Annotated in this window: 18 protein-coding genes and 4 pseudogenes; 14 read left to right on the top strand and 8 right to left on the bottom strand. The window is 66.6% G+C overall.

Annotated elements, in window-relative coordinates:
• Positions 1–14 precede the first annotated feature (14 nt).
• Positions 15–1,139: a DNA polymerase IV gene (locus tag RVF83_RS10885; protein WP_005199694.1), complete on the top strand. Its 1,125-nt coding sequence runs from the start codon at positions 15–17 to the stop codon at positions 1,137–1,139.
• 4 nt (positions 1,140–1,143) lie between these two features.
• On the opposite strand, the pseudogene RVF83_RS10890 reads toward RVF83_RS10885, so the two are convergent.
• A pseudogene (locus RVF83_RS10890) lies at positions 1,144–2,335 on the bottom strand (alkaline phosphatase family protein).
• A complete protein-coding gene (locus tag RVF83_RS10895) occupies positions 2,332–3,192 on the bottom strand; it encodes a GNAT family N-acetyltransferase (protein WP_042375399.1) in 861 nt (286 codons plus the stop codon). The pseudogene RVF83_RS10890 and the gene RVF83_RS10895 overlap by 4 nt, the downstream one beginning before the upstream one ends.
• Before the next feature lie 86 nt (positions 3,193–3,278).
• Here RVF83_RS10895 and RVF83_RS10900 point away from each other — a divergent pair, with 86 nt between their 5' ends.
• From RVF83_RS10900 to RVF83_RS10915, 4 genes and pseudogenes are all read left to right on the top strand, one after another.
• On the top strand, positions 3,279–3,800 hold the full coding sequence (locus RVF83_RS10900) for a hypothetical protein (RefSeq protein ID WP_005199697.1): 522 nt from the start codon (positions 3,279–3,281) through the stop codon (positions 3,798–3,800).
• A gap of 90 nt (positions 3,801–3,890) precedes the next feature.
• A pseudogene (locus RVF83_RS10905) lies at positions 3,891–4,611 on the top strand (YcnI family protein).
• Complete coding sequence (locus tag RVF83_RS10910; protein ID WP_005199699.1) at positions 4,604–5,134, top strand: copper resistance CopC family protein; 531 nt, start codon at positions 4,604–4,606, stop codon at positions 5,132–5,134. The pseudogene RVF83_RS10905 and the gene RVF83_RS10910 overlap by 8 nt, the downstream one beginning before the upstream one ends.
• Positions 5,135–5,137: 3 nt before the next feature.
• Positions 5,138–6,025, top strand: coding sequence for a copper resistance D family protein (locus RVF83_RS10915; protein ID WP_005199700.1), 888 nt, complete (start codon positions 5,138–5,140; stop codon positions 6,023–6,025).
• Positions 6,026–6,034: 9 nt separating this feature from the next.
• On the opposite strand, the gene RVF83_RS10920 is transcribed toward RVF83_RS10915, so the two are convergent.
• Positions 6,035–6,946, bottom strand: coding sequence for an alpha/beta fold hydrolase (locus tag RVF83_RS10920; protein WP_005199701.1), 912 nt, complete (start codon positions 6,944–6,946; stop codon positions 6,035–6,037).
• A 30-nt stretch (positions 6,947–6,976) separates the two neighbouring features.
• On the opposite strand from RVF83_RS10920, the gene RVF83_RS10925 reads away from it, so the two are divergent.
• Entirely contained in the window at positions 6,977–7,876 is a 900-nt protein-coding gene (locus tag RVF83_RS10925) for an alpha/beta fold hydrolase (protein WP_174351903.1), read from the top strand.
• A 191-nt stretch (positions 7,877–8,067) separates the two neighbouring features.
• Here the strand turns inward: RVF83_RS10925 and RVF83_RS10930 are convergent.
• Positions 8,068–9,116, bottom strand: a pseudogene (locus RVF83_RS10930) (DUF222 domain-containing protein).
• 470 nt (positions 9,117–9,586) lie between these two features.
• Between RVF83_RS10930 and RVF83_RS10935 the strand changes: the two are divergent.
• The 4 genes from RVF83_RS10935 to RVF83_RS10950 are packed head-to-tail and all read left to right on the top strand — an operon-like array spanning position 9,587 to position 16,362.
• Positions 9,587–11,218 carry a hypothetical protein gene (locus RVF83_RS10935; RefSeq protein ID WP_005199706.1) on the top strand — a complete coding sequence of 544 codons (1,632 nt, stop codon included), beginning with the start codon at positions 9,587–9,589 and terminating at the stop codon, positions 11,216–11,218.
• Positions 11,215–12,663, top strand: a complete 1,449-nt coding sequence (locus tag RVF83_RS10940; protein ID WP_005199707.1) for a glycosyltransferase family 2 protein — start codon at positions 11,215–11,217, stop codon at positions 12,661–12,663. The genes RVF83_RS10935 and RVF83_RS10940 overlap by 4 nt, the downstream gene beginning before the upstream one ends.
• Positions 12,650–14,605, top strand: a complete 1,956-nt coding sequence (locus RVF83_RS10945; protein WP_051989328.1) for a hypothetical protein — start codon at positions 12,650–12,652, stop codon at positions 14,603–14,605. The genes RVF83_RS10940 and RVF83_RS10945 overlap by 14 nt, the downstream gene beginning before the upstream one ends.
• Entirely contained in the window at positions 14,602–16,362 is a 1,761-nt protein-coding gene (locus RVF83_RS10950) for an ArnT family glycosyltransferase (protein ID WP_005199709.1), read from the top strand. The genes RVF83_RS10945 and RVF83_RS10950 overlap by 4 nt, the downstream gene beginning before the upstream one ends.
• A 107-nt stretch (positions 16,363–16,469) precedes the next feature.
• Here RVF83_RS10950 and RVF83_RS10955 read toward each other — a convergent pair.
• From RVF83_RS10955 to RVF83_RS10965, 3 genes and pseudogenes are all read right to left on the bottom strand, one after another.
• Positions 16,470–17,737 (bottom strand): annotated as a pseudogene (locus RVF83_RS10955) (DUF222 domain-containing protein).
• 356 nt (positions 17,738–18,093) lie between these two features.
• Entirely contained in the window at positions 18,094–18,921 is an 828-nt protein-coding gene (locus tag RVF83_RS10960) for an SGNH/GDSL hydrolase family protein (protein ID WP_039880828.1), read from the bottom strand.
• 94 nt (positions 18,922–19,015) lie between these two features.
• Positions 19,016–20,200, bottom strand: a complete 1,185-nt coding sequence (locus RVF83_RS10965; protein WP_157226858.1) for a lipase family protein — start codon at positions 20,198–20,200, stop codon at positions 19,016–19,018.
• Positions 20,201–20,308: 108 nt separating this feature from the next.
• Here RVF83_RS10965 and RVF83_RS10970 point away from each other — a divergent pair, with 108 nt between their 5' ends.
• The 4 genes from RVF83_RS10970 (at position 20,309) to RVF83_RS10985 (ending at position 25,252) form a co-directional block, all read left to right on the top strand.
• On the top strand, positions 20,309–22,141 hold the full coding sequence (locus RVF83_RS10970) for a glycosyltransferase family 2 protein (RefSeq protein ID WP_005199713.1): 1,833 nt from the start codon (positions 20,309–20,311) through the stop codon (positions 22,139–22,141).
• On the top strand, positions 22,138–22,320 hold the full coding sequence (locus tag RVF83_RS10975) for a hypothetical protein (protein ID WP_005199714.1): 183 nt from the start codon (positions 22,138–22,140) through the stop codon (positions 22,318–22,320). The genes RVF83_RS10970 and RVF83_RS10975 overlap by 4 nt, the downstream gene beginning before the upstream one ends.
• 16 nt (positions 22,321–22,336) lie before the next feature.
• The gene (locus RVF83_RS10980; protein WP_005199715.1) at positions 22,337–24,451 is read left to right on the top strand and encodes an acyltransferase family protein; all 2,115 of its coding nucleotides are present in this window, start codon (positions 22,337–22,339) and stop codon (positions 24,449–24,451) included.
• Between the two features lie 225 nt (positions 24,452–24,676).
• Positions 24,677–25,252 carry a hypothetical protein gene (locus RVF83_RS10985; protein WP_157226856.1) on the top strand — a complete coding sequence of 192 codons (576 nt, stop codon included), beginning with the start codon at positions 24,677–24,679 and terminating at the stop codon, positions 25,250–25,252.
• Positions 25,253–25,363: 111 nt separating this feature from the next.
• Here the strand turns inward: RVF83_RS10985 and RVF83_RS10990 are convergent, their stop codons facing one another.
• Positions 25,364–26,377, bottom strand: coding sequence for a hypothetical protein (locus RVF83_RS10990; RefSeq protein WP_247602348.1), 1,014 nt, complete (start codon positions 26,375–26,377; stop codon positions 25,364–25,366).
• Positions 26,378–26,398 lie beyond the last annotated feature (21 nt).

Below are 26,398 nucleotides of genomic sequence, written 5' to 3' on the forward strand. Positions count from 1 at the left end.
GTTACCCTGGCGGGGTGACCACGTCGGTTTCGCAACGCTACCGGTGGCTGTTGCACGTCGACCTCGACCAGTTCCAGGTCTCGGTCGAGCGACTGCGCAGTCCGGAGCTCGTCGGTGTCCCGGTCATCGTCGGCGGCAACGGCGATCCGACCGAGGCCCGCAAGGTCGTGACCTGCGCGTCCTATGAGGCGCGGGACGTCGGCGTGCGGGCGGGGATGCCGCTGCGTGCGGCCTACAAGAAGCTGCCCGACGCGGTGTACCTCCCCCTGGACATGGGGGCGTACGACGCCGCGTCGGCCGACGTCATGGACGTGCTGCGCGGAACCGGTCACCCCGTCGAGGTGTGGGGCTGGGACGAGGCGTACCTCGGCGTCAGTGTGCGGGGCGCCGAGGTCGAGCCGTTCGACGATGCCGCCATCGTCGACTTCGCCGAACGGGTCCGGCACGACATCCTCGACCGGTGCGGCCTGACCAGCTGCGTCGGCATCAGCGACAACAAGCAGCGGGCCAAGATGGCCACGGGTTTCGCCAAGCGGCCGCCCGGCGCCACACCCGACGACGCCGTCGGCGCGCCGCGCGTGTTCCTGCTCGACGACCGCAACTGGCTGGACCTGATGGGGGAGAGGCCGACTCGCGACCTGTGGAGCGTCGGGCCGAAGACGTCGGCCAAGCTCGCCGCCAACGGTGTCGCGACCGTCAACGACCTCATCGCGACACCCCGAGACGACCTGATCGCAACCTTCGGTCCGCACCAGGGAAATTGGTTGTACGTGCTGTGCCGCGGCGGTGGTGATTCGACGATCACCTCCGAACCGTGGCTCGCCCGGTCGCACTCCAAGTCGCGGACCTTCGCCACCGACATCGCGGAACAGTCCGAGATGCGCACCGCGGCTGCCGAACTGCTGCGTGAGCTGCTCGACCAGGTGGTCGCCGAGGAACGCCTACCGTTCCGCGTCGCGGTGACCGTCCGGACCACGACCTTCTACACGCGCACCAAGTCCCGGAAACTCCCTGCGCCGAGTCTCGACTTCGATCAGCTCGAAGCGGTGGTCGCCGACCTGCTCACCAAGTTCGAGATCGATCGCCCGGTCCGTCTCCTCGGCGTGCGCCTCGACCTGGTGACCGACGAGGAGAACTGACTGGCTAACCCTGCGCCACCAGCAGTGGCACAAGCTGTTCGGCGGCCGTCCAGGCGCCGTGGTGGCCGATCATCATCGACTCCATCGTCTCGTTCTTCGACCGCGTCAGCGTCACCGACTCCCGTGCCACCGCGACGACGTCCCCGATCCGGTTCGCCACCGCATCGGCCACCTCGGGGCCGAACCACCCCTCGTCGAGGGTCTGCTCTCGTGACACGACGTGCGCGGCGTCGCCCAGATACCCCGACCATGCCTTCAGCACATCCTCCGCAGCACCGGACGACGCGTACACATGCCGTGCCCTCGCCTCACCGGCGACTGCCTCGACGCCGTCGAGAAGGCCGGGCGCGGTGTCGATGTCGACGGCGCGGTCGGCGGTGATCATGCCGTGGTCACCGGTGACGAGCAGTGTTGTGCCGGAGGGCAACTCCGCGGCGAGCTCGGCCACCAACCGGTCGACGAGCCGGAGTTTCTCCAGCCACGCCGCCGACCCCGGGCCGTGGATGTGTCCCGCGGTGTCGAGCTCGCTGTAGTAGGCGTAGACGAATCGGCGATGTCGACTGTGTCCCCGCACCGCCGCCAGTACGCCCTCGCGCACCCCGTCGGGCGTCACCGCCGGAACGTACTGGCCGGGCGCGCGGAACGCCGCCAGGGTCAGACCGGTCCCGCGGAACTCGCCGGGCATCACGTACGTCACCCGAACGCCTTCGTCCGCAAGCGCTTCCAGACTCCCGGGATGCGTGCGCACCAGCGACGGGGGATAGGTGACCAGTGCCGACGGTCCCTGCGCGTCGTCGAGACTCCAGCGCAGCGAGTTCAACACCCGGCGCGAACCGCGCGTCCGGCAGTCGTCGTCGGGCCGAAAGCTGTAACCGATGATCCCGTGCACGCCGCAGGGCGCACCGACAGTCAGACTCAGGATGCTGGTCGCCGTCGTCGCCGGGAATCCCGCACGCAGGGTGGTCGCGGTCAGCTCGCGCAGGGTCGGCGCGGACTCGGCGTACTCCTCGAGCAATGTCGCACCGAGCCCGTCGATCAGCAATACCACCACCGAATCACCCGGCGGCACGACGAGACCCGAGTCGGGAGAAACACCCCAGGGCGACAGAGGCTGCCGGCAGAACATCGGCGAGCGTGTGCGGGTATCGCGCCCAGTCGTCGGGTGTCGGTTCGCCGGGGGCCGGTTCGACGCTCACCGCACCCCCGACCCCGCCGGACCGAACACGTAGTGACCCGATCGCAGGAAGCGCACCGACCGTCGGGCATCACCGTCGAGTAGCAACGGCGACATCGCATCCCGCAACACGATCCGCCACCGGGCCGCATCGAGCGGATGACTCACCCGCATCGCCTCGACGTCCCGCGGCAACGCCACCACCACCGTCGCGTCGGGCTCGATCCGCTCGTGGTGGGCGATCGGACGCGACCGGTCGGAATCGTCGATCACCGGCACCGCACCGTCGGCAATCAGCGCCTCCACACTCCCGACGCCGTCCACGCTCCCGGGCAGTTCGTCGTGCAGCGCCCACGACATCAGCACCCGATCGGAGTCGGCGCCGCCGCCCAGCTCGTCGCCGAGCTCGCCGTAGAAGTCCTCGTAGTAGTGGACCGGCTCGGCGCCCAGCTTGGTGATGTTGAAGTACGCGTTCCGCGCGACCAGCGGATCGAAGGTCCACGTGATCGTCGTCAGTCCACGTTCCAACGCCCACTTCCGCTGGTGCATCTTCAGCAGGTATCCGACATGGTGGCCGCGGCCGCGTCGCGAGACCCCGGTGATGTGGCTGTGCAGGGCCTCACCGGCCGGCGCCGACAGGAACGCCACGCTCCCACCGGCCAGGTGATCACCGATGAAGGCGCCGGAGACATAGTTGCCCGAGTGCGACAGCGCCCGCAGCATGTCGATGCCCACCGGACGTCTCGTCGGGTCCGGCCGCCAGACGTCGTCGAAGACCCGCATCAGTTCTTCGAGCTCGTCGGGGGAGGACAGTTCGCGAACCTCGACCGGGCTGGACTTCACTGGGCGAACCTCGACAGGAGCCGGTGAATGCGACATGTCCTCGATTGTTTCACCGCGTCCGGCGGGAGTTGGCCGGGTTGGGCGAGTCCGTTCGACCCGGACCCACTCCTTAGGATGGGGCCATGTCACGCACCGTCCGCACGCCCGACGCGTTCACGCGCGTCGCCGCGGCCGGTGTGGTGCCCACCGTCGCGATCGCCGCGCACGGTGCCGCCGGCGGGCAGACGCTCAGCTCGGGCGGCGTGGTGCTCACAGTCGCGATTGGGGTGGTCGCGGCGATGGTCCTGCAGTTGGCGACCCGGGGCCGGCGCCTGGTCCCGGCTGCTGCATCGGCCGCCGGCGTTCTGACCGCGGCGCAGGTCGCGAGCCACTGGTCGCTCGCCGCCGATGCCGCGCACGTCACCCACGACGCTCCGGCGCTGCCGATGTTGCTGACGCACCTCGTCGCGATCCCGCTCAGCGCGGTACTGATCGTCGTCGGTGCGCAGCTGCTGGCCGTCATCGGGTCGGTCATCGCGTCGCTGACACCGCCTGCCGCTCCGCGGGTGCCCGGTACGCCCCTGGTTTTCTGGACTCGACCCGCTGTTGTCCCCGGTCCCGCCGTCGGCGGCACCGGTGTTCGCGGACCTCCGCTCGGATTCTGACGCCGCGCCACTCCACCGAACCCACGACGGTTCGGTGCTGTCGTGCGCGCGCCACGCACAGACGATCCGAACACTTGAGAAAGAACCCAGATGAAGAACCTCTCGAAGCGGGCCACGATCGCCCGTCGCCTCATCCTGCCCGTCTCCGCTGCCGCGGTCGTCGGCGTCTCCTCGCTCACCGGGGTGGGCGTGGCGTCGGCGCACGTGACCGCCAACGCGCCGACCGTCACCCCAGGGCGGCTACGGCGTCGTCACGCTGGTCGTCCCCAACGAGTCCGAGTCGGCTCCGACGACGGCGCTGCGCGTGACCCTGCCCGGTCTGAAGTCGGCGCGACCGGAGGTGATGAGCGGTTGGAAGACGGTCGTCACCAAGAAGGACGACCTGGTCACCGAGATCACCTGGACTGCAGATCCCGGGTCGCCCGGGATCCCGGTCGGTCAGTTCGGTCAGTTCAGCTTCTCCGGCGGCCCGTTCCCGGAGCAGGAGACCGTCGCCCTTCCGGCGCTGCAGACCTACGCCGACGGCGAGGAGGCCGATTGGAACCAGCCGACCCCGGCCGACGGCACCGAACCCGAGAAGCCCGCGCCGACCATCACCCTCGCCGCGGGCGGCGACGGACACGGCGGACACCACGCCGCGGCCCCGGCGACCGGCGCCGATGCTCCGCAGTCCCAGGCGGCGGAGACCTCCCAGGCCGACTCCGCGGCCCGCTGGCTCGGCGGCATCGGACTGGTCGTCGGTGCGTTGGGCACCGTCTTCGGCGTCGCGGCTCTGATGGTGGTCCGACGCAACGGTCGCGGCAATGCGTAAGCGTTCGCTGCTGTTGGTCCTGGCGGCGCTGGCATGTCTCGGGCTGGTCGGGACCTGGTCGGCGCCCGCGGCGTCAGCGCATTCGCGCCTGGTGTCCTCCGATCCCGACGACGGCGCGAGCCTGCCCGCAGGTCCCCAGACCGTCACGCTGACGTTCAACGAGGGCATCCAGTCCGCGTACGCGGTGCTCAACGTCGTCGGACCCGACGATCACTTCTGGCAATCCGGTGACCCGAAGGTCGACGGCAGCACGGTGAGCGTCGGCATGCGGGAGCTCGGACCGACCGGCAAGTACACGATCAACTACCGGGTCACCTCCGCCGACGGGCACGTGGTCAGCGGGCAGCGCAGCTTCGAGCTCACGGTCGCCGGCAACGGCGAGCCGGGCCCGCTCGCCGACGCCTCCGCTGATCAGTCCGACGACGGAATCCCGGTGTGGTACTTCATCGTCGGGGCCGTCGTTGTCCTGGTCGTGGGTCTCGGGGTCGTGTTCTGGCTGACCCGCCCCAAGACACGGAGCTGACGCGTGAGGGTCGTGGCCGGTGTCCCGGTCCTGTTCGCCGGACTGCTGGTGAGCTGGTTGCTCGCCCGCCCCGACGGACCGGATCCGGTGGCACTGCCCGCGACCCTCGCGCTCGGCGCCTCCGTGGTGGCGCTCGGCCTCGCCCTGTTGCCGACCGTCGACGCCGACCCGTCGTCGAGATGGATCGGTGCACTCGCCGGGGTCTGGGTGGTGGCGACGCTGATCAGTGCCTGGTTGCGCACCGCCGACCGGTCGGGCCAGGACGTGCTCGAGGTCAGTGCCGGCGACTTCGGTGACGTCCTGACCTCGGGCGCCTCCGAGATGGTCGCGCTGGTCACGGGCTTGCTCATCGTGGCGTGGGCGGTACTCGACCTGCTGACCGCCGTCGAGATCCCCGTCCTGGTGGTCGGGGCGCTCGCGTCGATCGGTGTGCTCGCCACCGCGATCGCCGGTCACGCCGGCAACAACGCGCTCGGCCCGTTCCTCGTCGGCGCCCATGCGCTGGCTGCCGCCTGGTGGTGTGGCCTGCTCGCCGCGATCGTCCTCTCCGTGCGGGGCAGGTCCGGGTGGGCTCGGAGTCTGCCGGTGTTCTCCCGGCGGGCGCCCTGGGCGGTCGGCGTGATCGCGGTGACCGGCGTGGTCGCCGCACTGACCGAGATCGACGGCCTGTCAGCGCTGGTCACCACCGGCTACGGCCGGATTCTGCTGGCGAAGGTCGGGATGCTGGCCGCGCTGGTGGGTGTCGCCGCCTGGCATCGGCGACGCTGGGTGCCGGCCGTCGAACGCCATCGTCAAACCGAGACCGCGTCCATCCGCAACGCCGCCGTCGAGCTGGCGCTGATGGCCGTCGTGCTGGGTCTGGCCGCTGGACTGTCGGCGACCGCGCCCTGACCGCCTACTTCAACCCCGCGACTGATCCCAGATCGCCAGCAGCTCGTCCATGATGTCGGTGGCCATGTGCAGCGTGCTGAGGTGGCTCTCGCCGGGCATCTCGAACAGTTTGGCGTCGGGCAGCAGCGACACCATGTGCTCGCCGTGGGCGTACGGGATGATGTGATCGTGGTCGCCGTGCCACCAGCGCACGGGCACCTGGACGTCGGGGACGCGGAAGCCCCAGTCCTTGGCGAAGACGACGACGTCGGCGAACGGTGCCTCCATCGCGCGACGTCCGCCGTGGAGCAGGTCATCGAGGAACATGGCCCGGAACTCGGGTCGTGCCAACAGTTCCCGGTCGGCTTCGGGGGAGAAGTGGCCGTAGACGGTGATGGCCGGCTCGGCGATGGGTCGGGCGAATCGCAGTCCGATGCTCAGGACCTGCCCGATCTGTGAGCCCGCCGCGTTCACGGCGGGAGCCAGGAACGATCCGAGTCGCATCGCGCCACCGGGGATGCGATCGGGTCCGACGGTGGGGGCGACGCCGCCGAGGATGCCTGCGGCGACGACGCGGTCGGGCATCGCGTGCGCCACACCAAGCGTGTACGGCCCGCCGCCGGAGAGGCCGATGATGGCGAACTCGCCGATGCCCAGTGCTTCGAGCACGGTCTCGAGGTCGGGGGCGAATGCGGCGATGTTCTCGTACCGGTGCGGCGTCGACGACCCGACGCCCGGCCGGTCCAGCCCGATCAGGCGAACACCCCGCTCAGCGGCATATCCGCGGGCTTCGACGGGGATCTGCCGACGTGCTCCGGGCGTCCCGTGGAGCCAGATGATGGCCCGGCCGGTAGCTGATCCGTACTCGGCGAACCCGATGCGACGATCACCGTCGGCCACGGCGATTGACCCCTCGATTTTCGGTCGGGCGATGTCGATCATGTGACCAGCATCTCACGTAGCGTTGATTGCGTGATCCCCGAGTTTCTCAATGGCGCCGCCCGAGCGGTTCGCCACGTCTTCTCGCCCCACCCGGCCACAGACATTCCCGAAGGTCAGATGCTCGACCTGCCCGGTCGTGGACGCGCCTTCGTCACCGATTCGGGACCCCGCGACGCACCGGCGGTGTTTCTGCTGCACTCGGTGCTGACCACCGGCCTGTTGTGCTGGTATCCGACGATCCCGGCGATCAACGACCGGTATCGGGTGATCACCCTCGACGCCCGCTGGCACGGCCGCGGCATCGAGTCCGAGACCTTCGACCTCCGGGACTGCGCCGACGACGTGGTCGCCGTCGCCGACGTCCTCGGCATCGACCGGTTCGTCGCCGCCGGCTTCTCGATGGGCGGCGGCATCGCGCAGCTGGTGTGGCGTCGACACCCCGAGCGGGTGTCGGGGCTGGTGCTCTGCTCGACGGGCCCGTTCTTCAGCACCAGCGATCCCAGACACCGGCGGTCGTCGGAACGGACCGGCCGCATCCTGACGCCGCTGTACCGAATGCTCCCGCGTGTCTCCGAGAAGAGCCTCAACAAGACGACGTCCCACACGTCTGTCTGGGCGCTGCGCCAGTTCTTCTCGACGCCGCTGTCGCATCTCGGCGAGTTCGGCAACGGTCTGGGACAGTTCGACTCCCGCAGCTGGCTCTCCGAGATCGACGTGCCCACCGCAGTGGTCGTGTCGACCCGCGACCGGGTCGTCGAACCCGAACGCCAGCAACTGCTGCTCGACGGAATCCCCGGATCGCAGCGTTTCGAGGTCGACGGCGGGCACGCCTGCTGCGTCCTCGGCGCCCGCTTTTTCATCCCGCCGTTCACCGAGGCCCTCGACGTGGTGAGCTCGCGGGCAGCAGTGAAGGTGCCGCCGGCAGGGTGACTCGGCCAGCGGTGACCGTTGCGAGCTCTCGCTCACCGATTCCGTTCCCGCTCACGCAAAAGCGGTGAGCGGGAACCGAATCCGTGAGCGCCGTGCGGGCGACCCACTTTCACACTGTGGACTTGTCAAAGATCGAACGCGGTCCCGGCTGATCGCCGGGTGCGGAAGGTGCTACGCGTGAGTCTGTGGGGTCAGGCGGCGTCGTCGAGTCGCATGGTGCGGCGGTTGTAGGCGGGTAGCGGGCGGCGTTGGGGGTCGATGTCGGCCGGTGGGATGAGCCAGGGGTGGCGGTCGAAGCCGATCATGATGTCCCAGCCGTGGTGGTGGACCTGGGTGTGACAGCGCTGGCAGAGCAGGCAGCCGTTGTCGAGTTCGGTGTCACCGTCGTCGGACCAGTGCTGGATGTGGTGGACCTGTGTATGTGATGGTGGGGCACCGCGTTTGATGCAGAACTCGTCGCGGATGATGATCGCTCTGCGCAGGTGTGGCGAGAACAGTCGTCGTTCACGTCCCATCTGCAGCGGCACGGTCTCGCCGTCGATGATGATCTCGATCAGGGTTCCGTCACACGACAACCGCTAGGCGGTGGCCTGCATGATAGGTCCGGTCCAGGGCGGGGATGCGGGGGATCACTGCCGTCGGTGGGGATGGTCAGCACCGTCTGGGTTCGCGGCGTGCCGATGGTGTCGATCGCCGCACCCATTGCGGCTTGATCGAGCAGTACCTCGAGGGCGTCGGCGCGGATCTGGGCTGTTGAGCGTCGGTCGGGGGAGCCGTCGGGTTCGGGCACCTCGGCAGGTGTGGCACCGGAGAGGGCTTGGGCGAGCAGATCGGACCCGTAGACCGCCCGGTCGTCGTCGGAAATTGCTGTGGGTGATCGTTTCTCGATGACGGACATGCCACGCACGATCGCGTCGACGATCTCGCCGGAGACCCGGCCGTCGGCGGCGCAGGCCTCGACCTTGCCCAGCACTCCGAGACTGCCGGCGATGCGCGTGGTGCGCGTCGACACCGCGGGTGCGAACCCCATCTCGATCAGTAGCTTCTTGGTGGTCGAACCCGCCTCCTCTGCGACCCGCAGATCGTCGAGTGCGGCTGCGTGAGAGGCGATCTGGTGATCGACGATGTTGCGGATCAACCGCCAGGTCTCCACTTGTGCGCATATCGCACGGCAGGTGGGGTCCCCGGTCGGTGGGGTGATCTCGATGAGGTGGTCGAGAAGTGTGGTGAGCTCCGCCATGACTCCAATGTACTCGAACAATTGTTCGACTGCCAGATTTCTCCACAGCCTCTGGTCAGGTCAAAGAAACCGCATGCCAGCTTCTTTCGCGCGCGTGAAGGATCGTCGCACCATCGGTGAACGGAAATCCCATACGCAACAGGTTCGCGCATCTGGGCGCAATCCTGTGCCCAGTGGGCGGCCTACGGCACCCGGTAGTTCCCGTCCGGCCGGCCGCACCCGCGGGGTGATCCGTCGCTCTCGTCGTGTCGTCCGCCAAGCGCGACAACGGCCGTCGGTATCTGGACTCCGCATTCACCCGTTCGGACCAATCGGCGCAAGCGGTCGTGCAATGGCACAAATCTGGCGTTAGGCTTGCGAAGCTTCGCAATTCGCGCGTCAGGGGAGGCCCTACGGGGTTGACGCGGTTTCGCGGAGAGAAGCGCAGGGCCCAGAGGGGTGCCCGTGTGCTTTGGTCCTGGGGAGGGATTGTGACCGAATCACGGCACATCGTCGTGCCTGACGTATCGCTGTTCGACGCCGGCGTTCACAACGTCGAATCATCCAATCATTTTGCGAGAGAGGCATATACGCTGCCAATCTCCGCAGCGGACGCCGGCACTCCGCAGTCCAGGGCCCGGCACCGAAGAACCCGCCAGAGCGAGGCGCGTCGCCTCCGGGCGTGGCTGACGACCCCCCGCGAGACGCGCCTCGCATTCCGCTACCTCGCCACTCTCGGCGCGGCGATGCTGGCGTTCGCCCCGACCCTGCTGATGACGGTCGACGCATCGATGGAGGGATCGCCCACCGCATACCTTCTGCTGGTTCCGGTCTGGAGCCTGTTGATCGCGTTCGGTCTGGACTCCGGTTCCGGACGACAGATCAACGATTCCGAATTCGATCGCATCCTGGTGGTCGTCGTCGGTGGTGGTCTGGCGCTGGTGGCGATGCTCGTCATCCCGCGGGTTCCGGCTGTTGCCGCATTCTGGCGGGCGGACGCGATCCCGATGCTGATCTGGGCTTTCGCGTCGTCGATCGTGATCTTCGGCATCCGGCGAGTGGTGAGCGACTACCGCGTATGGCTGTTCGTCCTCGTCTGCTTCCCACCGAACTTCCTGCTGGCGGGCCAGGTACTGGGCGGGACGACGACGGTGATCGGCGCCCTGACCGTCGCTCTCGCGGCGATCGCGATCTATCTGTCGTTGCGCAGTGTCGGGTGGCGGTTCGCGGTGGGCGCCGCTCTGGCGTCGGCGGGTGCTGGGGTGGCCATGGTGTTCTGGTTCGCCGACCGTCCTGCCCTGGCCTACACCGTGCCGGCGGGAGTGGTGACGGTGGCCGCGATGGTCGTTCGTCTTCGCTGCGGGCATGCGACGCCGTCCACTGTGGCGCTGCCGAAGCATTCGATCGCGACGCACGCCGTCACCTGGGTTGCCGCCCTGGGAATCCTTGTGCTGGCACCGCATCCCCCGACGCTCCTCGCACCCAACGCCGTGACCGCGACGGCCGATTGGGTGGCCGAACTCCGGGGCGACGGCCTGATCGTCGCCGACCCGCAGATCTTCGACTGGGGTCCGCGGGTCATGGGCAGCGGCGGCGATGTTCGTCGCTACCGCATCACGCTGCCGCTGCGGACCGGTGTGTCCGACGGCGGGCTGACGACGGCGTATGTCGATGTCTACACGACCGCCGAGCGGGGTCGCTTCGCCAATTACCGTCGGGGGATCTGGTATCAGACCGTCCCGCCCGCCGACATCAGTTCGCAGCCGGCGTCCGCCGACGCCGTGCACACCCGAATCGGTTCCATCGCCAACACGGTGGACGCGGTCCGGACCGCGGACGACTCGCTCTGGACCGCCCGGTTCTGGGCCTGGGAAGTCCAGACCCCGCACGGGCCGCGTAGCCAAGCGGTCTACCTCCTGGCGAACCAGGACCCGCGGGCCGCCGACGTGGTCGAACCGCAACCGCCGAGCTATTCGACGACCGTCGTCGAACCCATCGAGTGGCTCATCCGCGGTGGTGATCGTCGCCCAGCCGATCAGGGTTCCGCCGTCGACGCCGTCGATACCGCGTTGACCGGCCTCGCCTGGCAGATCGTCCGGTCCAGTGAGAGCACCCCGCGGTGACCGACCTCGACCCGGGTGGCGCCACGACGACGCTGCCCGATGACATGTCGGCGCGCCGGCCGCTGAGCCGGGTCCAGCGGGTGGGTCTGCTGATCGTGGCCGGAATGGTCGCCGTGGGCTTCGTGATCGACTGGCGCACAGCCTTGTCGGCGACCCTCAGTATCTGTGCCGTCTACTTCGTGATCTCCAGTCTCGACAAGTTCGTCCTCGTCACCCGGGGAATGTCCGGACGCGGCGTCATCAGGGTGTCCGACGAGGAGGCCCGCGCCATCCCCGACGCCGAGCTGCCGGTGTACACGGTTCTGCTCCCCGTGTACGGCGAACCGGAAATCGTGACCAATCTCGTCGTCGGTGTCGGTCAGATCGATTATCCGGCAGACAAACTCGACATCCTGCTGGTCCTGGAGAGCGACGATCACGCGACCCTCGACGCCATCGCGGACGCCGATCTCGCCGGCATCACCCCGGTCCTCGTGCCGCCGAGCGAGCCCCGCACCAAACCCAAGGCCTGCAATCACGCGATGAGCCTGCCGTCGGAGCGCAGCGAGCTCGTCACCATCTACGACGCCGAGGACATCCCCGATCCGCTTCAGCTCCGACGCGCCGCGGCGGTGTTCGCGGCCGAGGCGCCCGACGTGGCCTCCGTCCAGGCCCGCCTCGGCTACTTCAACGAACGGGACAACCTGCTCACCCGGTGGTTCGCCATCGAGTACGACCAGTGGTTCTCGTACATGCTGCCGGCGCTGAGTGCGTCGAAATGTGTGATCCCCCTGGGCGGTACGTCCAATCACATCCGCACCGAGGTGCTGCGCGAGGTGGGTGGCTGGGACGCCTTCAACGTCACCGAAGACGCCGACCTCGGGATCCGCCTCGCGCGCTTCGGATATCGCACGGTGGTCTTGGACTCGCTGACCGAGGAGGAAGCGAACGCCGACGTGGTGAACTGGGTCCGTCAGCGATCGCGGTGGTATAAGGGCTATCTCCAGACCTTCCTGGTGCATACCCGGCATCCCACTGCGATGGTCCGTGAGCTCGGGGTGGTGCCGACGCTGCGGATCGCGAACCTGACGGCGGGGATGCCGATCGCCAACACCCTCAACCTCGCGTTCTGGGCGTTGCTGCTGGTGTGGTTCGCGGGCAAACCCGATTTCATGTGCGGACTGTTCCCGGGGCCGGTGTTCTACCTGTGCCTCTTCATGTTCACGGTGGGGAATCTCGCGACCGTTCTGCTCGGCGTGGTCTCCGCCCGTACGCGGGGCAAGCCGCATCTGCTCGGTGCCGCTCTGCTCGTGCCCGGCTACTGGTTTCTGCAGTCGATGGCCGCGGTCAAGAGCATGGCGCAGCTCGTCTACAAGCCGTCCTACTGGGAGAAGACCGTGCACGGCCTGTCCGCCATGCCGGGAGTCTCGCGCCCGTCGAAAGGGGCCGGAAATGTCCAGCCGTAGAAGTGCTCGCCTGCTCCGCTTGTGGGGTGCGATGGCGCTCGTGGTCGCCTGCGGGGCCGTCGCCGCTCCGGCGGCTGCGGTGCCGGACGCGTCGACGACGTTGGGGTGGCGCCAGCTCGGTCTGGGGACGTCGGTGCAGATCGACGCGACGGATGCCCCGGTGAGCGTCAGTGTCCCGGTGCCCGAGGGCATGGCCCCGACGCGGCTGACCGGTGTGGTCGCCTCGGCGACCAACGTGAGCAACTCGTTCGTGCAGGTGGCGCGGGGCGACGGAACGGTCATCGGCACCATCGACGTCCCGCAGTTCGGTCCGCAGCAGCTCAGTACGCCGTTCTCCGTACCGTTGACGCAGGTCCCGGTCGCCATGGGGCGCGCCGACCTCCGGTTGACCCTGCGCACCAACGACGCCGACGCCGTCTGCGGCCCCGACCCCGACGTTGCCCTCACGAACCTTGCGGTGTCCTTCACCGGGGCCGCGCAGGTGCCCGGCACCATCGCCGACGTCTTCGGATCGGTGATCAGCGGTGTGACCGTCTACACGCCACGGAATCCGAGTCCCGCGGCAGCACAGACCACGCTGGGGCTGGTCGCCGCGATCGCCGATCATTACCGGCCGCAACGGGTCTCGATCGACGTCGTCGACACCCCGGACGGGCCGCTGCCGCGTGCGACGGACCCGCTCACTCGCGTGGTTGTGGTGCGTGAGCAGAGCGGTCCCGGAAGCATCCGGCTCGACGGTGCGGGCGGGCCGGACGCGACACTTGTCGTCAGCGGCGATCGGTCCTCGCTGCCGGATCAGGTCGCGCTGTTCCGTGCCGGTCTCACCGGCCTGACGCAGACGTCGAGTGCGGCGGTGGAGTCCGGTGCGGACCGCAACATCCAGGGTTCGGACACGGTGACGTTCGGCCAGTTCTCCGACCGGCTCACGGCTGACGTCCTCGGAACTGCCACGCTGGTACCGGGTTTCGATCCGACCGCGCTGTCCCTGGGGAGGCCCGGCCGGGTCAACGTGCACCTGCTCGCCCGCTACACGCCGGTGGTGCAGAACGAGCGCGCCAGCGTACTGGCGGTCAGCGGCGGTGAGGTGCTGCAGACGATCGTCCTCGACGCGTCGGGCACACTCGACACCCGGTTCAGCATCCCCGCCGCGCAGGTGGCGGCCAACGAACCGCTCGAGTTCCGGATCTCCTACGAACCGGCACCCGGGGCGTGCAATCCGCGGAGCGTCCCGATGACGTTCCAGATCGATCCGTCGTCGACCGCGTCGAGCGACACGACTCCGGTTCGACTGGGCGGCTTCTCGTCGATCCCGCTGGGCTGGCAACCGACGGTCCAGGTCGCGCTCGACGGCACCGACCCGGGACAGCTCGACGCCGCGGCACAACTCATCGCCTCGGTGCAGCGGTCGTCGGCGGTGGCGCTGTCGCCGGTTCTGGTGCCGATCGAGCAGGCGGTCTTCAGTCGTACCGGTGCCCTCGTGGTCGCGGATGCGGCGAACGCCGAGGCCCTCGACCCGCCGATCAACACCGAGGAATCGGCGACCCTCGTCGACCTCCCCGCGCAGGTGCGGATCAACATCCCCGACGGGCTGGGCACAATTCAGGCGTTCGCCCAGAACTCGAGAAGCGTTGTGCTGGTCAGCACATCGGGCTCGTGGGATCTGGTCGACTCCATCTTCGCGTTCCTCGACGAGCAGGAAGGTGAGCTCGCCAATCTCCGTGGGGATGTGCTCGTCGCGGGTCGCGCGGGGCAGACCGACCTGATGTCGATCAGAGCCGACGGTCCGCGCACCGAGGTCGAACAGGTCGGGACCGGTTGGCTGACCTGGCTGGGTGTCAGCATCGCGGTGGTCGCGGTCGCCGTTCTCGTCGCCGCGGGCGCGACCGTGTACCGGCGTCGAGTCACGGCCCCTGGCGATCGTGACGACGACCGCACCCCATGACGATCGCGACCGCGGAACGCGCCCCGGCGGTCCCGGACCGCACGGTCGACAGGCCAGTCCGGCCCCGTGCGCGATTCACGCCGCAACAGCGTTGGGGAACAGTGCTGTTCGTCGTGCTTCTCGCCGGATACCTGGCGGTCGGCGTCTACCTGTATCTGGTGGTGGGCTACATCAATCCCGACGCCAGCAGTCGGGTGGGCAATGCGGCGTTCACGATCTGGAGTCGTGACCCGCACCTGGGGGCCATCGGGTTCGTGTGGAATCCGTTGCCGAGTCTCGTCGAGATCCCCCTCGTGGAGCTCAGCGCGCACTGGCCGTTGAACCGGTGGCCGGAATTGCGGGGTGTCGGTTTCGCGGGTGCGGTGATGAGCGCGTTCTTCATGGCCGGTGCGGGTTGGCAGGTTCGGCGGATAGCGATCGATTACCGATGCGGTGCGGTGCTGCGCTGGTCGGCTGTCGCCGCCTTCGCGTTGAACCCGATGGTCGTGCTCTACGCCGGCATCGGGATGAGTGAGGCGCCGTTCCTGTTCTTCCTGTTGTGGACGTGTCGTCGAATCCTGCTCTGGATCAACCGCTTCGCGATCATCGACCTGGTGATCGCCGGTGTGGCATTGGGATTGGCCTACCTGACCCGGTACGAAGCACTGCCGGTCGCGGCGGCGGTGACACTCGGGGTGTTCGTGGTGTCGACCCTGCGCAACCGCAGTCGGAGCCGGGCGGGCCGGGCCGCATGGCGAGCGGGTGTGCCGTTCGGGGTGCACGACGCCACGATCGTCGCATTGCCGGTGGCGTTCGCGTTCGTCCTGTGGGCGGTGTGCGGTTGGCTCCTCGACGGGAGCGCGTTCGCCCAGTTCTCGTCGCAGTACGGCAACGCTTCTCAGGTCGCCGCGGCCGGCATCATCTCCGTCGAGGACGTCGGCGCGGGACCGCTCGCGCAGGTGATCGCCGGCAACCTGCTCGGTATGCAGCCACTCCTACCCGCGGTTCTGGCGATCGTGGGGTGGGTCGCGCTCCGGTCGCGCCGCCTCGACGCCGCGGTGGTCGGCGTGGTGTTCGGTTCGGTCCTGCTGTTCCAGATGTCGGCCGTGATCCTCGGCTCGACCTTCGGCTGGTTCCGCTTCTACATGGCGGCGACACCGCTGGTGGTGGTCGCCGTCCTGGTGGTGTCCGGAAACCGAGGCGGCGCAGCGGAGTTGCGTCTCTCCCGCACCCTGAGTAGCGGTCGGAGCTTGCGGAGACCGCGTATCGAAGGGTTGTCGCTCCTCATGACCGCCGTCCTCGTCACGTCGATCCCGGTCACCGCCACGTCGATGCTCAACCCGTCGCTGGGGAAGGAGGAATACGGGCTGCGCTCGGCCTTCTGGCCGGACCGCTATCCGCCGTCGGGATTCTGGTTCTACTGGTTCGGCGAGGTGTCACGGAATGTCGCCGGCTGGTTCGACGACCAGAACCTGCCCGAGGGGTCGGTTCTGGTCGACACCTTCGGGATCTCCCGGATCTGGCTCTTCTCTGATCGCCCGGAGCAGTTCGTCATCCGCAGTGACTTCGACTTCTTTGCGAAGCTCAATCAACCTGCGGCACGGGGTGTGCAGTACATCCTGTCGCCCCGGCCCACCGGTCTGGGCCGGCTCGACGCGATCAACGTCCGCTATCCGACGCTGTGGGACGACGGGGCGGGGATCGCCACGCTCGAGATGACCGTCACGAGTCCCAGCGGGACCCCGCAGTTCCGTATCTACCGGATCGACGGCGGCTGAATCCTCGAAGCCGCGGAACCCCAGCCGGCGTTTCACTGTGGAGTTGTCAAGGTACGGATGCGGTCCCGGCTATGCCGGGTGCGGAAGGTGCTGCGCGTGAGTCTGTGTCAGGCGGCGTCGTCGAGGCGCATGGTGCGGCGGTTGTAGGCGGGCAGTGGTCTTCGGAGTGGGTCGACGTCGGCAGGCGGCACGAGCCAGGGATGCCGATCGAATCCCATGATCACGCCCCAGCCGTGGTGGTGGACTTGGGGTGTGGCAGCGTTGGCAGAGTAGGCATCCGTTGTCGAGTTCGGTCTCACCGTCGTCGGACCAGTGCTGGATGTGGTGGCACTGGGTATGTGAGGGTGGCGCACCGCATTTGATGCAGCATTGGTCCCGGATGATGATCGATTTACGCAGATGCGGTGGGAACAATCGTTGTTCGCGGCCCATGGCCAGGGGCACGGTCTCGCCGTCGATGATGATCTCGGTGAGCGTCCCGTCGCAAGACAGTTGTTTCGCGGCCGCCTGGGTGACCGGTCCGGTCCAGGGGAGGTGTGCGGGATCGGTGCCGTCGGCGGGGATGGTCAGCAGCAACTGAGTTCTGGGGTGTGCCGATGGTGTCCATGGCGGCTCCGACTGCGGCTTGATCGAGGAGTATTTCGAGGGCGTCGGCGCGTCGTTGTTCGGCGGAGCGCCTATCCTCGGCGCCGTCGGGTTCGGGGCGAGGTATGGAGCGTTCGTCGATCATGGCGATGAACTTCTCGCCCACGGTCTGGGTGACGTTGGCGCGGATCTCGATCCGGGCGTCGTCGGTCACTGCGTGAGACAGTGTGTCCAGGGATCGGTCGTCGCAGGCGGGGACGCCGTCCTCGAAGTCAGCGATGGTGTTGCTGATCGTTTGGGCGTGTTTCTGGATCTCGGCCGGTGTGGCACCGGACAGCGCTTGGGTGAGGAGCTCGGTTTGGTAGATGGCCCGGTCTTCGTCGGAAAGTGCTGTGGGGGAGCGCTTCTCGATCGTGGACAGCCCGCGGACGATGGCGTCGACGACTTCACCCGCGAGGCGGCCGTCAGCTGCGCAGGCCTCGACCTTGCTCAGGGTGCCGAGGGCGTCGGCGATGCGGGTGGTGCGGGTGGCTGATGCGGGTGGGAGCCCCATCTCGATCAACAGACTCTTGGAGGTGGAGCCGGCCTTTGCTGCGACGCCGAGAGCATCGGTTCGTGCTGTGCAAGACGCGATGCGGTGATCGGCGAGGTTGCGCACCTGTATCCATCGGCGCAGCAGTGAGTACGTCTTGACACCGGTGGGGTCGTCGGTGGGCGGAGTGATCTCGACCAGTAGGTCGAGGATCGAGTCGAGTGGAGTCGTGTCGGTGTCGATCATGACGGCAACCATTCCTCTTCTGAGGTGTAGTGCGGTTGAGTGGGACCGTCGTTGACTGCTGCTCTGTCATGGATTTTCGTGTGTCTTCAGTTGTACCTCGGGGGTCTGACAGAACCTGTTGACCGGATCGATCGCCAGGATTCCTACCGCGCACGCGTCCCGCGGCCAGCAGAACCCGTCGTCGGCCGCTGTTCCGTCATCAATGACTGTGCCCGCAGTTGTACCCCGGGGCTCCGACAAAACTTGCGGGCCGGCCCCCAGCGCGGATGCGGGTCCGGGCCGTTGGCGGTCGACGCCGATCCCCTCCGGCCACCGGAGCTACCGCCTCGCGGGCGAGGCGGACGCGATCGCGCGATGAAGGTTCGAACCTACGCCTGAACCTCAAAAGCCTTGAGAACGGTCGTCGTCCAGATCTGCTGCCCGGCGGCGCTCGGGTTGACAGTGTCCTTCAGCAGCGGAGCGAGCGCGGCGTCGTCGGTGGGGAAGGCGGAGTAGACGTCGATGACCTGGATGCCCTCGGCGTCCATGGCCGACGCGAAGCCGGCGGTCCGCTCACCGGTGTTCTTACCCTGTGCCGGGCTCTGCTTGATCGCGACGAGGTCGGCGTTCGGGTATTGCTTGCGGAGCTGTGCGATGAGCGGCTGCAGCTGTTCGGCGAGCGGGGTTTCGGCATCCTGCGTATGTCCGAAATTAAGCATGATTAAATCCGGCGTGACATCTGCAGGAATCATCTTGCCGAGATTCTCGAGTGCGTAATTCGCATCTTTTCCGGAAGCGCTGGCATTCCAGAATCCGATCGGTCCGTTCGGGCCGTCGCCGAGCCCGACCATTGCGCCGTAGTCATTGGTCGTGGTGTTCCAGAATTTGGTCGCCATCGGCCGCTGCAGGGTCTGGCTGATCGCGCTGCCGACCTTGGGTGCCCAGCCGTCGCGGGCGGCTCCGGTCGAATCGCCGAGCAGCACAATCGTTCTGGGCTCAGCAGCATGCGCTTTGGCGTCCTCGATGAAGGCGAGGGTGGCGGGCTGCTCGAGCGGGGTCGAGTTGGTGGGGGTCATTGCCGCCGCCGAGTCGGTCGTCGGAGCGGTTCGATTGCTCGACACGATGAGACCGACAACGAGCACCACTGCGCACACAACCATGACGATCCATGCCCAGATCGGTGCAGAACCCACAATGCGCTTTACGGCATTGAACATAAACCCAGTCTCCCAACCCACGTTTCTCGTCTGGCGACTTAGTCACCATAGCGGCCTATTACCGACCACGCGCGAGGCGTCGGGTTCGTTTGTTTCAACAATTACTCGGTGCGGGCAATCCGGCAACTCGGTCGCGGACCCAGGCCGCCATAGCGGGGCCAGGGTCGACGATATGCCCCTGTTGTTCGTGACGGTCACTCAGTACCCGATCCCCGGCGTCACATGCGCGTCGAAGTGTGTCTTCCATCACATCGACGGGAATGACGTCATCGGCGGCCGAGTACACCGCGAGGATCGGCACCTTGGTCGCGGTCCGGGGCAGGGTGTAGGCCGCGAGGCGCGCGTGCAGGATTCGGGCGGCTTCGGGCGTCACGGCGCCCAGGGAGGTGTGCGCCGGCACCGACAGCAACGACACCGCGGTCCGGTCGTCCGCACACGTCGGTGCCGCGGAGGTGTGGAGGTTGGAGAGGTGATCGCCGGGCTTCACCGCCGGATCGGCCTGCGAGACCCCGTGCACCACCAGGGGATACAGATGCTGTTGTGCGCGGGTGAGTGTGTTCTCCTGCGCGCGCGTCGCGAAGTACCGGGGATCGAGCAGCGGTGCGACGGCCACGACGCCCAGCAGTTCGCCGCTGCCGCCGCCGTAACCGGCGAACTCCTCGGCAGTCGACCAGGTCGCCGCACCACCCTGCGACCGTCCCGCGGCCAGCCAGCGAGGGCTGATGCCGAGGCCGGCGGACTGAGCCGCCCGAGCGGCGTCGATGACGTTGTAGGCGGCGGTGCGCGGTTCGAGATACGGGTGCGGCGGCTGGCGTCCGGTGCGGGTGCCGAGTCCCTGGTAATCGGTGGTGACCACGGCATATCCCGTGTCGAGGAAGTCCCGGACCGCGGTCAGGTCGCCGAACATGTCCGCTTGGTCCGACGGCGCGCAGTCGGGCGTGATGCCGGTGGTTCCGTGCGCATAAGCGATCAGCGGCCAGCCGCCGGCCGGGGGAGTGGAACCCGGAACGAAGACCGCGCCACTCACATTCGTCGCTGTCCCGTCGACCCCCGAGGTGGACCGATAGACCAGCCTTTTTCCGACGGTGCCGTCCGGCAATGTCCAGGAACCGGGAATGTCGTCTGCCTGGACGATTTGCCCGCGCTGCTCGACGGCTTCCGCGCTCAGCACAACCGACGTCGACGACGCCGCCGAGCTCGATGTGCCGGCCGTCCAATCGTCCCCCGACGACGACGAACACGCCGAGATCCCGACACCGAAAACGGACACGACGGCAATGGATATGCCGACGTTCCGCGCTCGACCCCACCTTAAATTCACCCGGAAACGGTAACCCGTCGATTCCTGCGGTTTGCGTCGACGTATTGCTTGAATGATTCTGGGGGTGTGGAGCTGACCGTCGGGACCCGGGGAACAGGTGCGTCGTCCGCTGACGGCCCGGTGCTCACCGACGCCGACCCAGCCCGCCGGCCGACTGCTCGACGCCACGCCGAACCGCCTGCGCCGCAATATAACCCTCTGTTCGTCACCGCACCGGACGACGACGAAGTCTACGAGTATCTCGGACCGCAGATGCGCTGGATTCAGCTGGTTCTGATCGCCGCATTCGTGCTGGTCGCTGTCTCACTTGTCGCATTTGCCACGACCCACGTCTGGCTGACGCCGGTACTGTTCATTCTCGTCTTGAATGTGATCGGCAACACATTTTCTTTGTTCACCGGTATGAACAAACGACGGGTCACCTGGGCGTCGCATCAGCAACGCGTCACATCCTGGAATCCGCACGACGGCCGCTACCCGAGCGTCGACATTTTTCTCCCCACGTGTGGCGAAAGCCTGGAAATCCTGCGAAACACCTACGAGCACGTCGTCGCGATGAGCTGGCCGGGGCGGTTGTCGGTCTACGTGCTCGACGACGCTGCGCGCGAGGAAGTTCACGATCTGTCAGCGTCTTTCGGGTTCGACTACGTCGTTCGTCCGGACCGGGGACACCTCCGCAAGGCGGGCAATCTCCGAAACGCCTGCCGGATCAGTCGGGGCGAATTGATTGTCATCTTCGACGCCGATTTCTGTCCGCGCGCCGATTTCCTCGGTCATTTGGTCCCCTATTTGGACGACCCGCAGGTCGCTATTGTGCAGAGTCCGCAATGCTTCGCGACCACCGAGTCGATGGGCTGGATTCAGCGGACCGCCGGCGCTACGCAGGAGTTCTTCTACCGTTGGGTGTTGCCGTCGCGGGATCGGATCGGCGCCGCCAACTGCGTCGGCACTTCGGCGATCTACCGGCGCGGTGCGCTCGACCGGGTGGGCGGTTTCGCCGAGATCGAGCACAGCGAGGACCTCCACACCGGCCGCCATGTGCAGCAGGCCGGGTACACGATCCGCTATGTGCCGGTGGTGCTGTCGCGCGGCCTGTGCCCGTCGGACCTCGCCGGCTTCCTGAATCAGCAGTACCGCTGGTGTCAGGGGACGTTGACGCGCATTCGCTCGATCCCAGAGATGCGGCAACCAGGTATTCCCTCGCTCCCTGAGGAGGCACGGAGCTTGCGGAGTGCCGTCACGAAGGGGCAGGCCCAAAGCCTCCGCCAACGCATCGCCCGCTGGGCGGGCGTCCTGTACTACATCACCACCGCGTTGAACGTCTTCCTGCTCTTCCTGCCGGGCGTCATCATGGCCGCCTTCTATCCCGAGGACGTCCGGCCCGTGCAGCTGGTCCCGTTCCTGCTGGGTCTGTGGGTGTACGTGGTGCTGTTCCCGCTGGTGTCGCGTACCCGCTGGCGGTTCGAGGTGTTGCGCATCCAGATGGCGTACAGCTACGCGCATGCGGTGGCGATCTGGCACAAGGTCATCGGCCGCGAGATCGGCTGGGTGCCCACGGGCGTGATCGGCAAGTCGAATTCGCTGGCCCGCTCCATCGCCTGGCTCGGCGCGACCGTGCTCGGGGCGTCGTTGCTGGCGTTCTGGGTGTTCATCGTGCGGGACGTGATGGTGTACGGCCTTGCCCAGTTCTGGATGATGGTCGGGCTGGTGCTGGCCTACACGTATCTGGCGTTGCCGCTGTTCGTCGAGTTCGTGAAGATCCTGATGCCGCGGCGTCGTAACCGCAGCGCCGAGGTCGACCCCGAGGACATCGACGCGAACGGCGACGCGAAGTATGACGACGCCGACGCCGAGACGGTGCAGTTGAGGAAGATCGACCCGAAGGAGATCGCCTCATGACGCCGTTCGGTCCCGCACCCGACGACGCCCGCCCCGCAGCCACTCCCAAACGGCCGACCCCCACCAACTGGAACCGCATCTCGGTGTGGGAGGTCATCGGATACACGCTGGTGATCCTGTTCATCGCGGCCGTGGCACTCGGTTGGTTCGACCTCATGCTCCCGTGGGACACGAAGTGATCGGCCGGCGCAGCTGATGCCGTACGAGGCCCCGACGAAACCGATGCGCGCACTCACCGTTTCGTCGACGCAGGACTCTCCGGAGGCGCGCGTGGCGCCCAAGACCTTCTTCGACGACATCGCCGGCCTGCGGGGCATCGCGGTGCTGCTCGTGGTCCTGTTCCATTCGCACGTCCCGTACCTGACCGGCGGTTTTGTCGGCGTCGACGTCTTCTTCGTGATCTCCGGATTCCTGATCACCGGGCTGCTGGTCCGCGAGTACGAGCGCCACCAACGAATCTCGTTGCGCGGCTTCTTCGCCCGACGCGCCCGCCGCATCATCCCGCCGGCCGCGCTGGTCATCGTGGTGTCGATCATCGGCGCCGCAATCTTCATGCCGCTGCTGAAGGTGTTCAAGCAGGCCTTCGATCTGCTGGCCGCGGCAGCACAGATGGCGAACTGGCATTTCATCGAGCAGAACGCCGACTATCTGGCCGGTGCGATCGACGGCAGTCTGGCGACGCATTTCTGGTCGCTCGCCATCGAGGCCCAGCTGTACTTCATCTGGTCGTTCCTGGTGATCGGTGCGGGTGCGCTCGCGACCCGGACGCGGCTGCGGGAATGTCTGTCGGTTCGCTGGTCGGTCGGGATCGCGGTGCTGCTGGTGAGCGTGGCGTCGCTGGTGTGGGCGATCGTGCTGACGCCCACCGACCCCGCGACCGCCTACATGGCCACCTACACCCGCGCCTGGCAGTTCGGCGTCGGCGGCCTGGTGGCGATCGGGATGCCGGCTCTCGCACGACTCGGTGAAAAGCGGGCGATCAGTCCCGTTGTCCTCGTGCTCGGTTGGGCCGGTCTGGTCGGGATCGTGGTCGCGGCGTTCATCGTGAACGCCCACACCCCGTATCCGGGTACCGCGGCGTTGCTCCCGACCGCGGGTGCCGCGCTGGTCATCGCCTCCGGTTGTGCGGTGGGGACGGGGTCGGTGTTCGTCGGACGGCTGCTGGCGACGCCGCCGCTGAAGTTCCTCGGGCGGGTCTCGTATGCCTGGTACCTGTGGCATTGGCCGGCGATCGTGCTGTACGAGGCGGTCGTCGGGTCGTCGAGCTGGCCGGTACTGCTGGCCGTGTCGGCGGGATCGCTGGTGCTCGCAACCATCTCGACGCTGCTGTTCGAGGAACCGCTACTGCGCAACCGCGAACTCAAACGCAATGACTCGGCGTCGATCTCGCTGGGCCTGACCGGCGTGGTCGCCGCCCTGGCGGTCACGATGACCGCCGGCGTGATCACCGTGCAGGTGGCCAGCCGCGACACCGTCGCGAACGCGGCGCTCACGTATCAGTCGGTCTTCGGGACCGACAGCGGTGAGCAGTCCGGCCCGGTGACGCCCAACCCGTTCCAGGCGTTCGACGACCGGCCCGAACCGTTCGAGTGCCTGATCCCGGTGGGGGACACCGCGCCCCGCACCGACTGCGTTTTCGGTCCGACCGACGGCATCCCGGTGGTGCTCTTCGGCGACAGTCACGCCGACCAGTGGGCGGAGGCGATCCGCAACCTCGGCGCCGACCACGGCTGGCGCATCCACCAGTTCACCAAGGCCGCCTGTCCGGCCCAGCACCTGCGGCCGCAGCCACGCATCCCTGACCCGTACGTGAAGGCGGACTGCCAGGAGTGGCGCGAGGAGACGCTCAAGCGCATCGCCGAGGTGGGCCCGCGGATCATCTTTGTCTCGTCGCTGTCGACGTATGTGCCGGATCGGGTGGTCGCCGAGGCCGCGTGGACGCACACGATGATCCAGCTGCGGAACACCGGCGCCAAGCTCGTCTACATCGCCGACACGCCCTACCCAGGTTTCCAGGTGGCCGACTGCATCTCCGGATCGATGGACGACTGGACCCAGTGCGAGTTCAGCTTCGACGACTACCCGCGCATCGAGCCGATCACCGACGTCGTGTCACGTGACGAATACCAGGACGTGACAACGGTCAGCGTCAACGACCTGCTGTGCAAGGGCAACTCGTGTTTCGCCGCCCACAACAAGATCCTCTTCTACCGCGACGACTCGCATCTGACCGCCACCGCCGCGCGGGTCCTCGAGCCGGCGCTACGCGCGCAGCTGGATAAGCAGAGGTTCGACTACAACGCGCGATAGTTCCTCTTGTTGCCACCGCCGTTGCCACCTACGTACGTTACGCCTCTGCAGCGACAACTTTCGAGGCGCAACACATGTTCACAACAGCGAGGCCACGTACGGGACGCTGTGCGGCGGCCGTAGAGAACGGTGTTGTGCTAAGGTGCTTTGTCAAACAAATCGGCTACTTGAATGCGGTGACTTGTGATCGGACCAACGGTCGTACGCTGGGAGTACTCCTCGGTCGTGGATGCGCTGGACATGGCGTCCTCATACTGTATGGACATCCTGTCTTTGCCCTCGACGGAGTCGAGGGCGTCTCGGCTGGCCGAGGCCGGAGATGCGGTCGATGACATTCTTCGTACGGCGCAAGTCAATTTCGAATCAACCCACATGAGTCGTAGTGGTCAGTCGGCGCGTACGTGGGAGTCCAATCCGATTTCCGGACACGCGAATGTCTTGGCGGGGCTGTATGACTGCGGGATATCGGTCATTCAGCGCGACACTCAGGGGCGGATTAAGTTCGCTGCGATTGCGGTTCCAGTTATGCATCGCGTATATGCGTCCGACGGTTCGTTGGTAGTGAAAAGAACCCGTGACTCGTCGACTGGACACACCATTGAACGTGTATTTGAAAGCCCTGGTGGGCGGCTTGCCGAATCGGGAATCACCGACAGTCAAAGTGATGCCCTCGTAACTGGGTCTTACGTGTACGACGCGGTTCTTCTTCTGGAGGGGCGCATTAATTCAATCAGTGGACTTCCCGATTCGCACATAGATCGCGACGCGGTTGCGTTCATTGTGAGTAGTGTTCAGGGGTAAGTCTGGCAGAGAACTGCCGTATTTGCCCGTTTCGTTGTGCCTGATGCAGGAACGTCTGAAGTGAGACGCTCGATACACGCGTGCCTCGGTTGAGCGTCGTCTTCCTTTTCATCAAGCGTCCACTCTTGATGTCTGACTGTGGAGTTGCCACAGGCGGGTTGCAGCAGGGATTCCGGGGACTAGCAGAAGTGATACAAACCCGATATACCATCCGGAGTCCGAAGATAAGAAGATTCCGTAGATAGCCAATCCGATAAGAACTAGCACAGCCTGGCTGTATGCGAGGACGCGCCAAAAGTACTTTGATCCGAGTCGGGCGATCTGCTGGTCGTACTCCTCCTGAAGCAAGTCAGCAAGCGACTCGGTGTCTTCAAGAACCAAGGCGAGATCATGAACGGGCATTGAGACGGTCTTTCGTGCCGAGGCTAGTCGTAATGCCGCAAGTGCCCAACTCGTTTCCCACGGGTCGTGGTACCAACTCCCATCTAGTCGGCGTCCATCATTGAAGAGGTCGTCGATACAGGCCGAAACTCGAGCCGCGTGAGCGGGGTGCGAACTGCCAGAAAGACCGATGAGCGCGGAACAATACTCGACGAAGTTGGCTTTTGTTATTTCAACGCTGCCGAGCCAGTCTGATAGTTCATCGCATTGTCGGCGTAGCTCTACGCTCGCATCAGACGCATTAGCAAGTGCTGCGGAAACCTGGCCAAGCCCGTAGGGCGTTGCAGGGTGAACGCGTTGGGTCCGTAACATCGCGATCCAAGACGGGATGGTTGAGCATCCTGGCTGTGCAGATACGAGCGTAATTACAAGCTGTGCTGCGTGGTGCGGCTTGAGTTGCGTGGACGGACCTATCTGGGTGAGATAGTTGGTTGCAGCAGCGACGAATGGGTGTGCGGCCGCCGATCCCTCCAGTGCGCTAACCGCGATGGCGGTATCCCATACCGTCTCGAGCCGTCCACCACTTGCTGAAGAAACAATATGGAGAGCTGCACGTTCAAATCCGTCGCTCTGGCGCCAAGCAGGCCGCCATTGCCGAATCGTCTTGACGGCCATGGCCGTATATGCAGGGCTATTATTGCCGAAACCCCCTGACGGAAGCTGGGAGGAGATCAGCCATTCCATAGACTGTTGGACTCTAGGGTC

This window comes from Gordonia rubripertincta, assembly GCF_038024875.1.
In the GTDB taxonomy this organism is placed as follows: Bacteria; Actinomycetota; Actinomycetes; order Mycobacteriales; family Mycobacteriaceae; genus Gordonia; species Gordonia rubripertincta.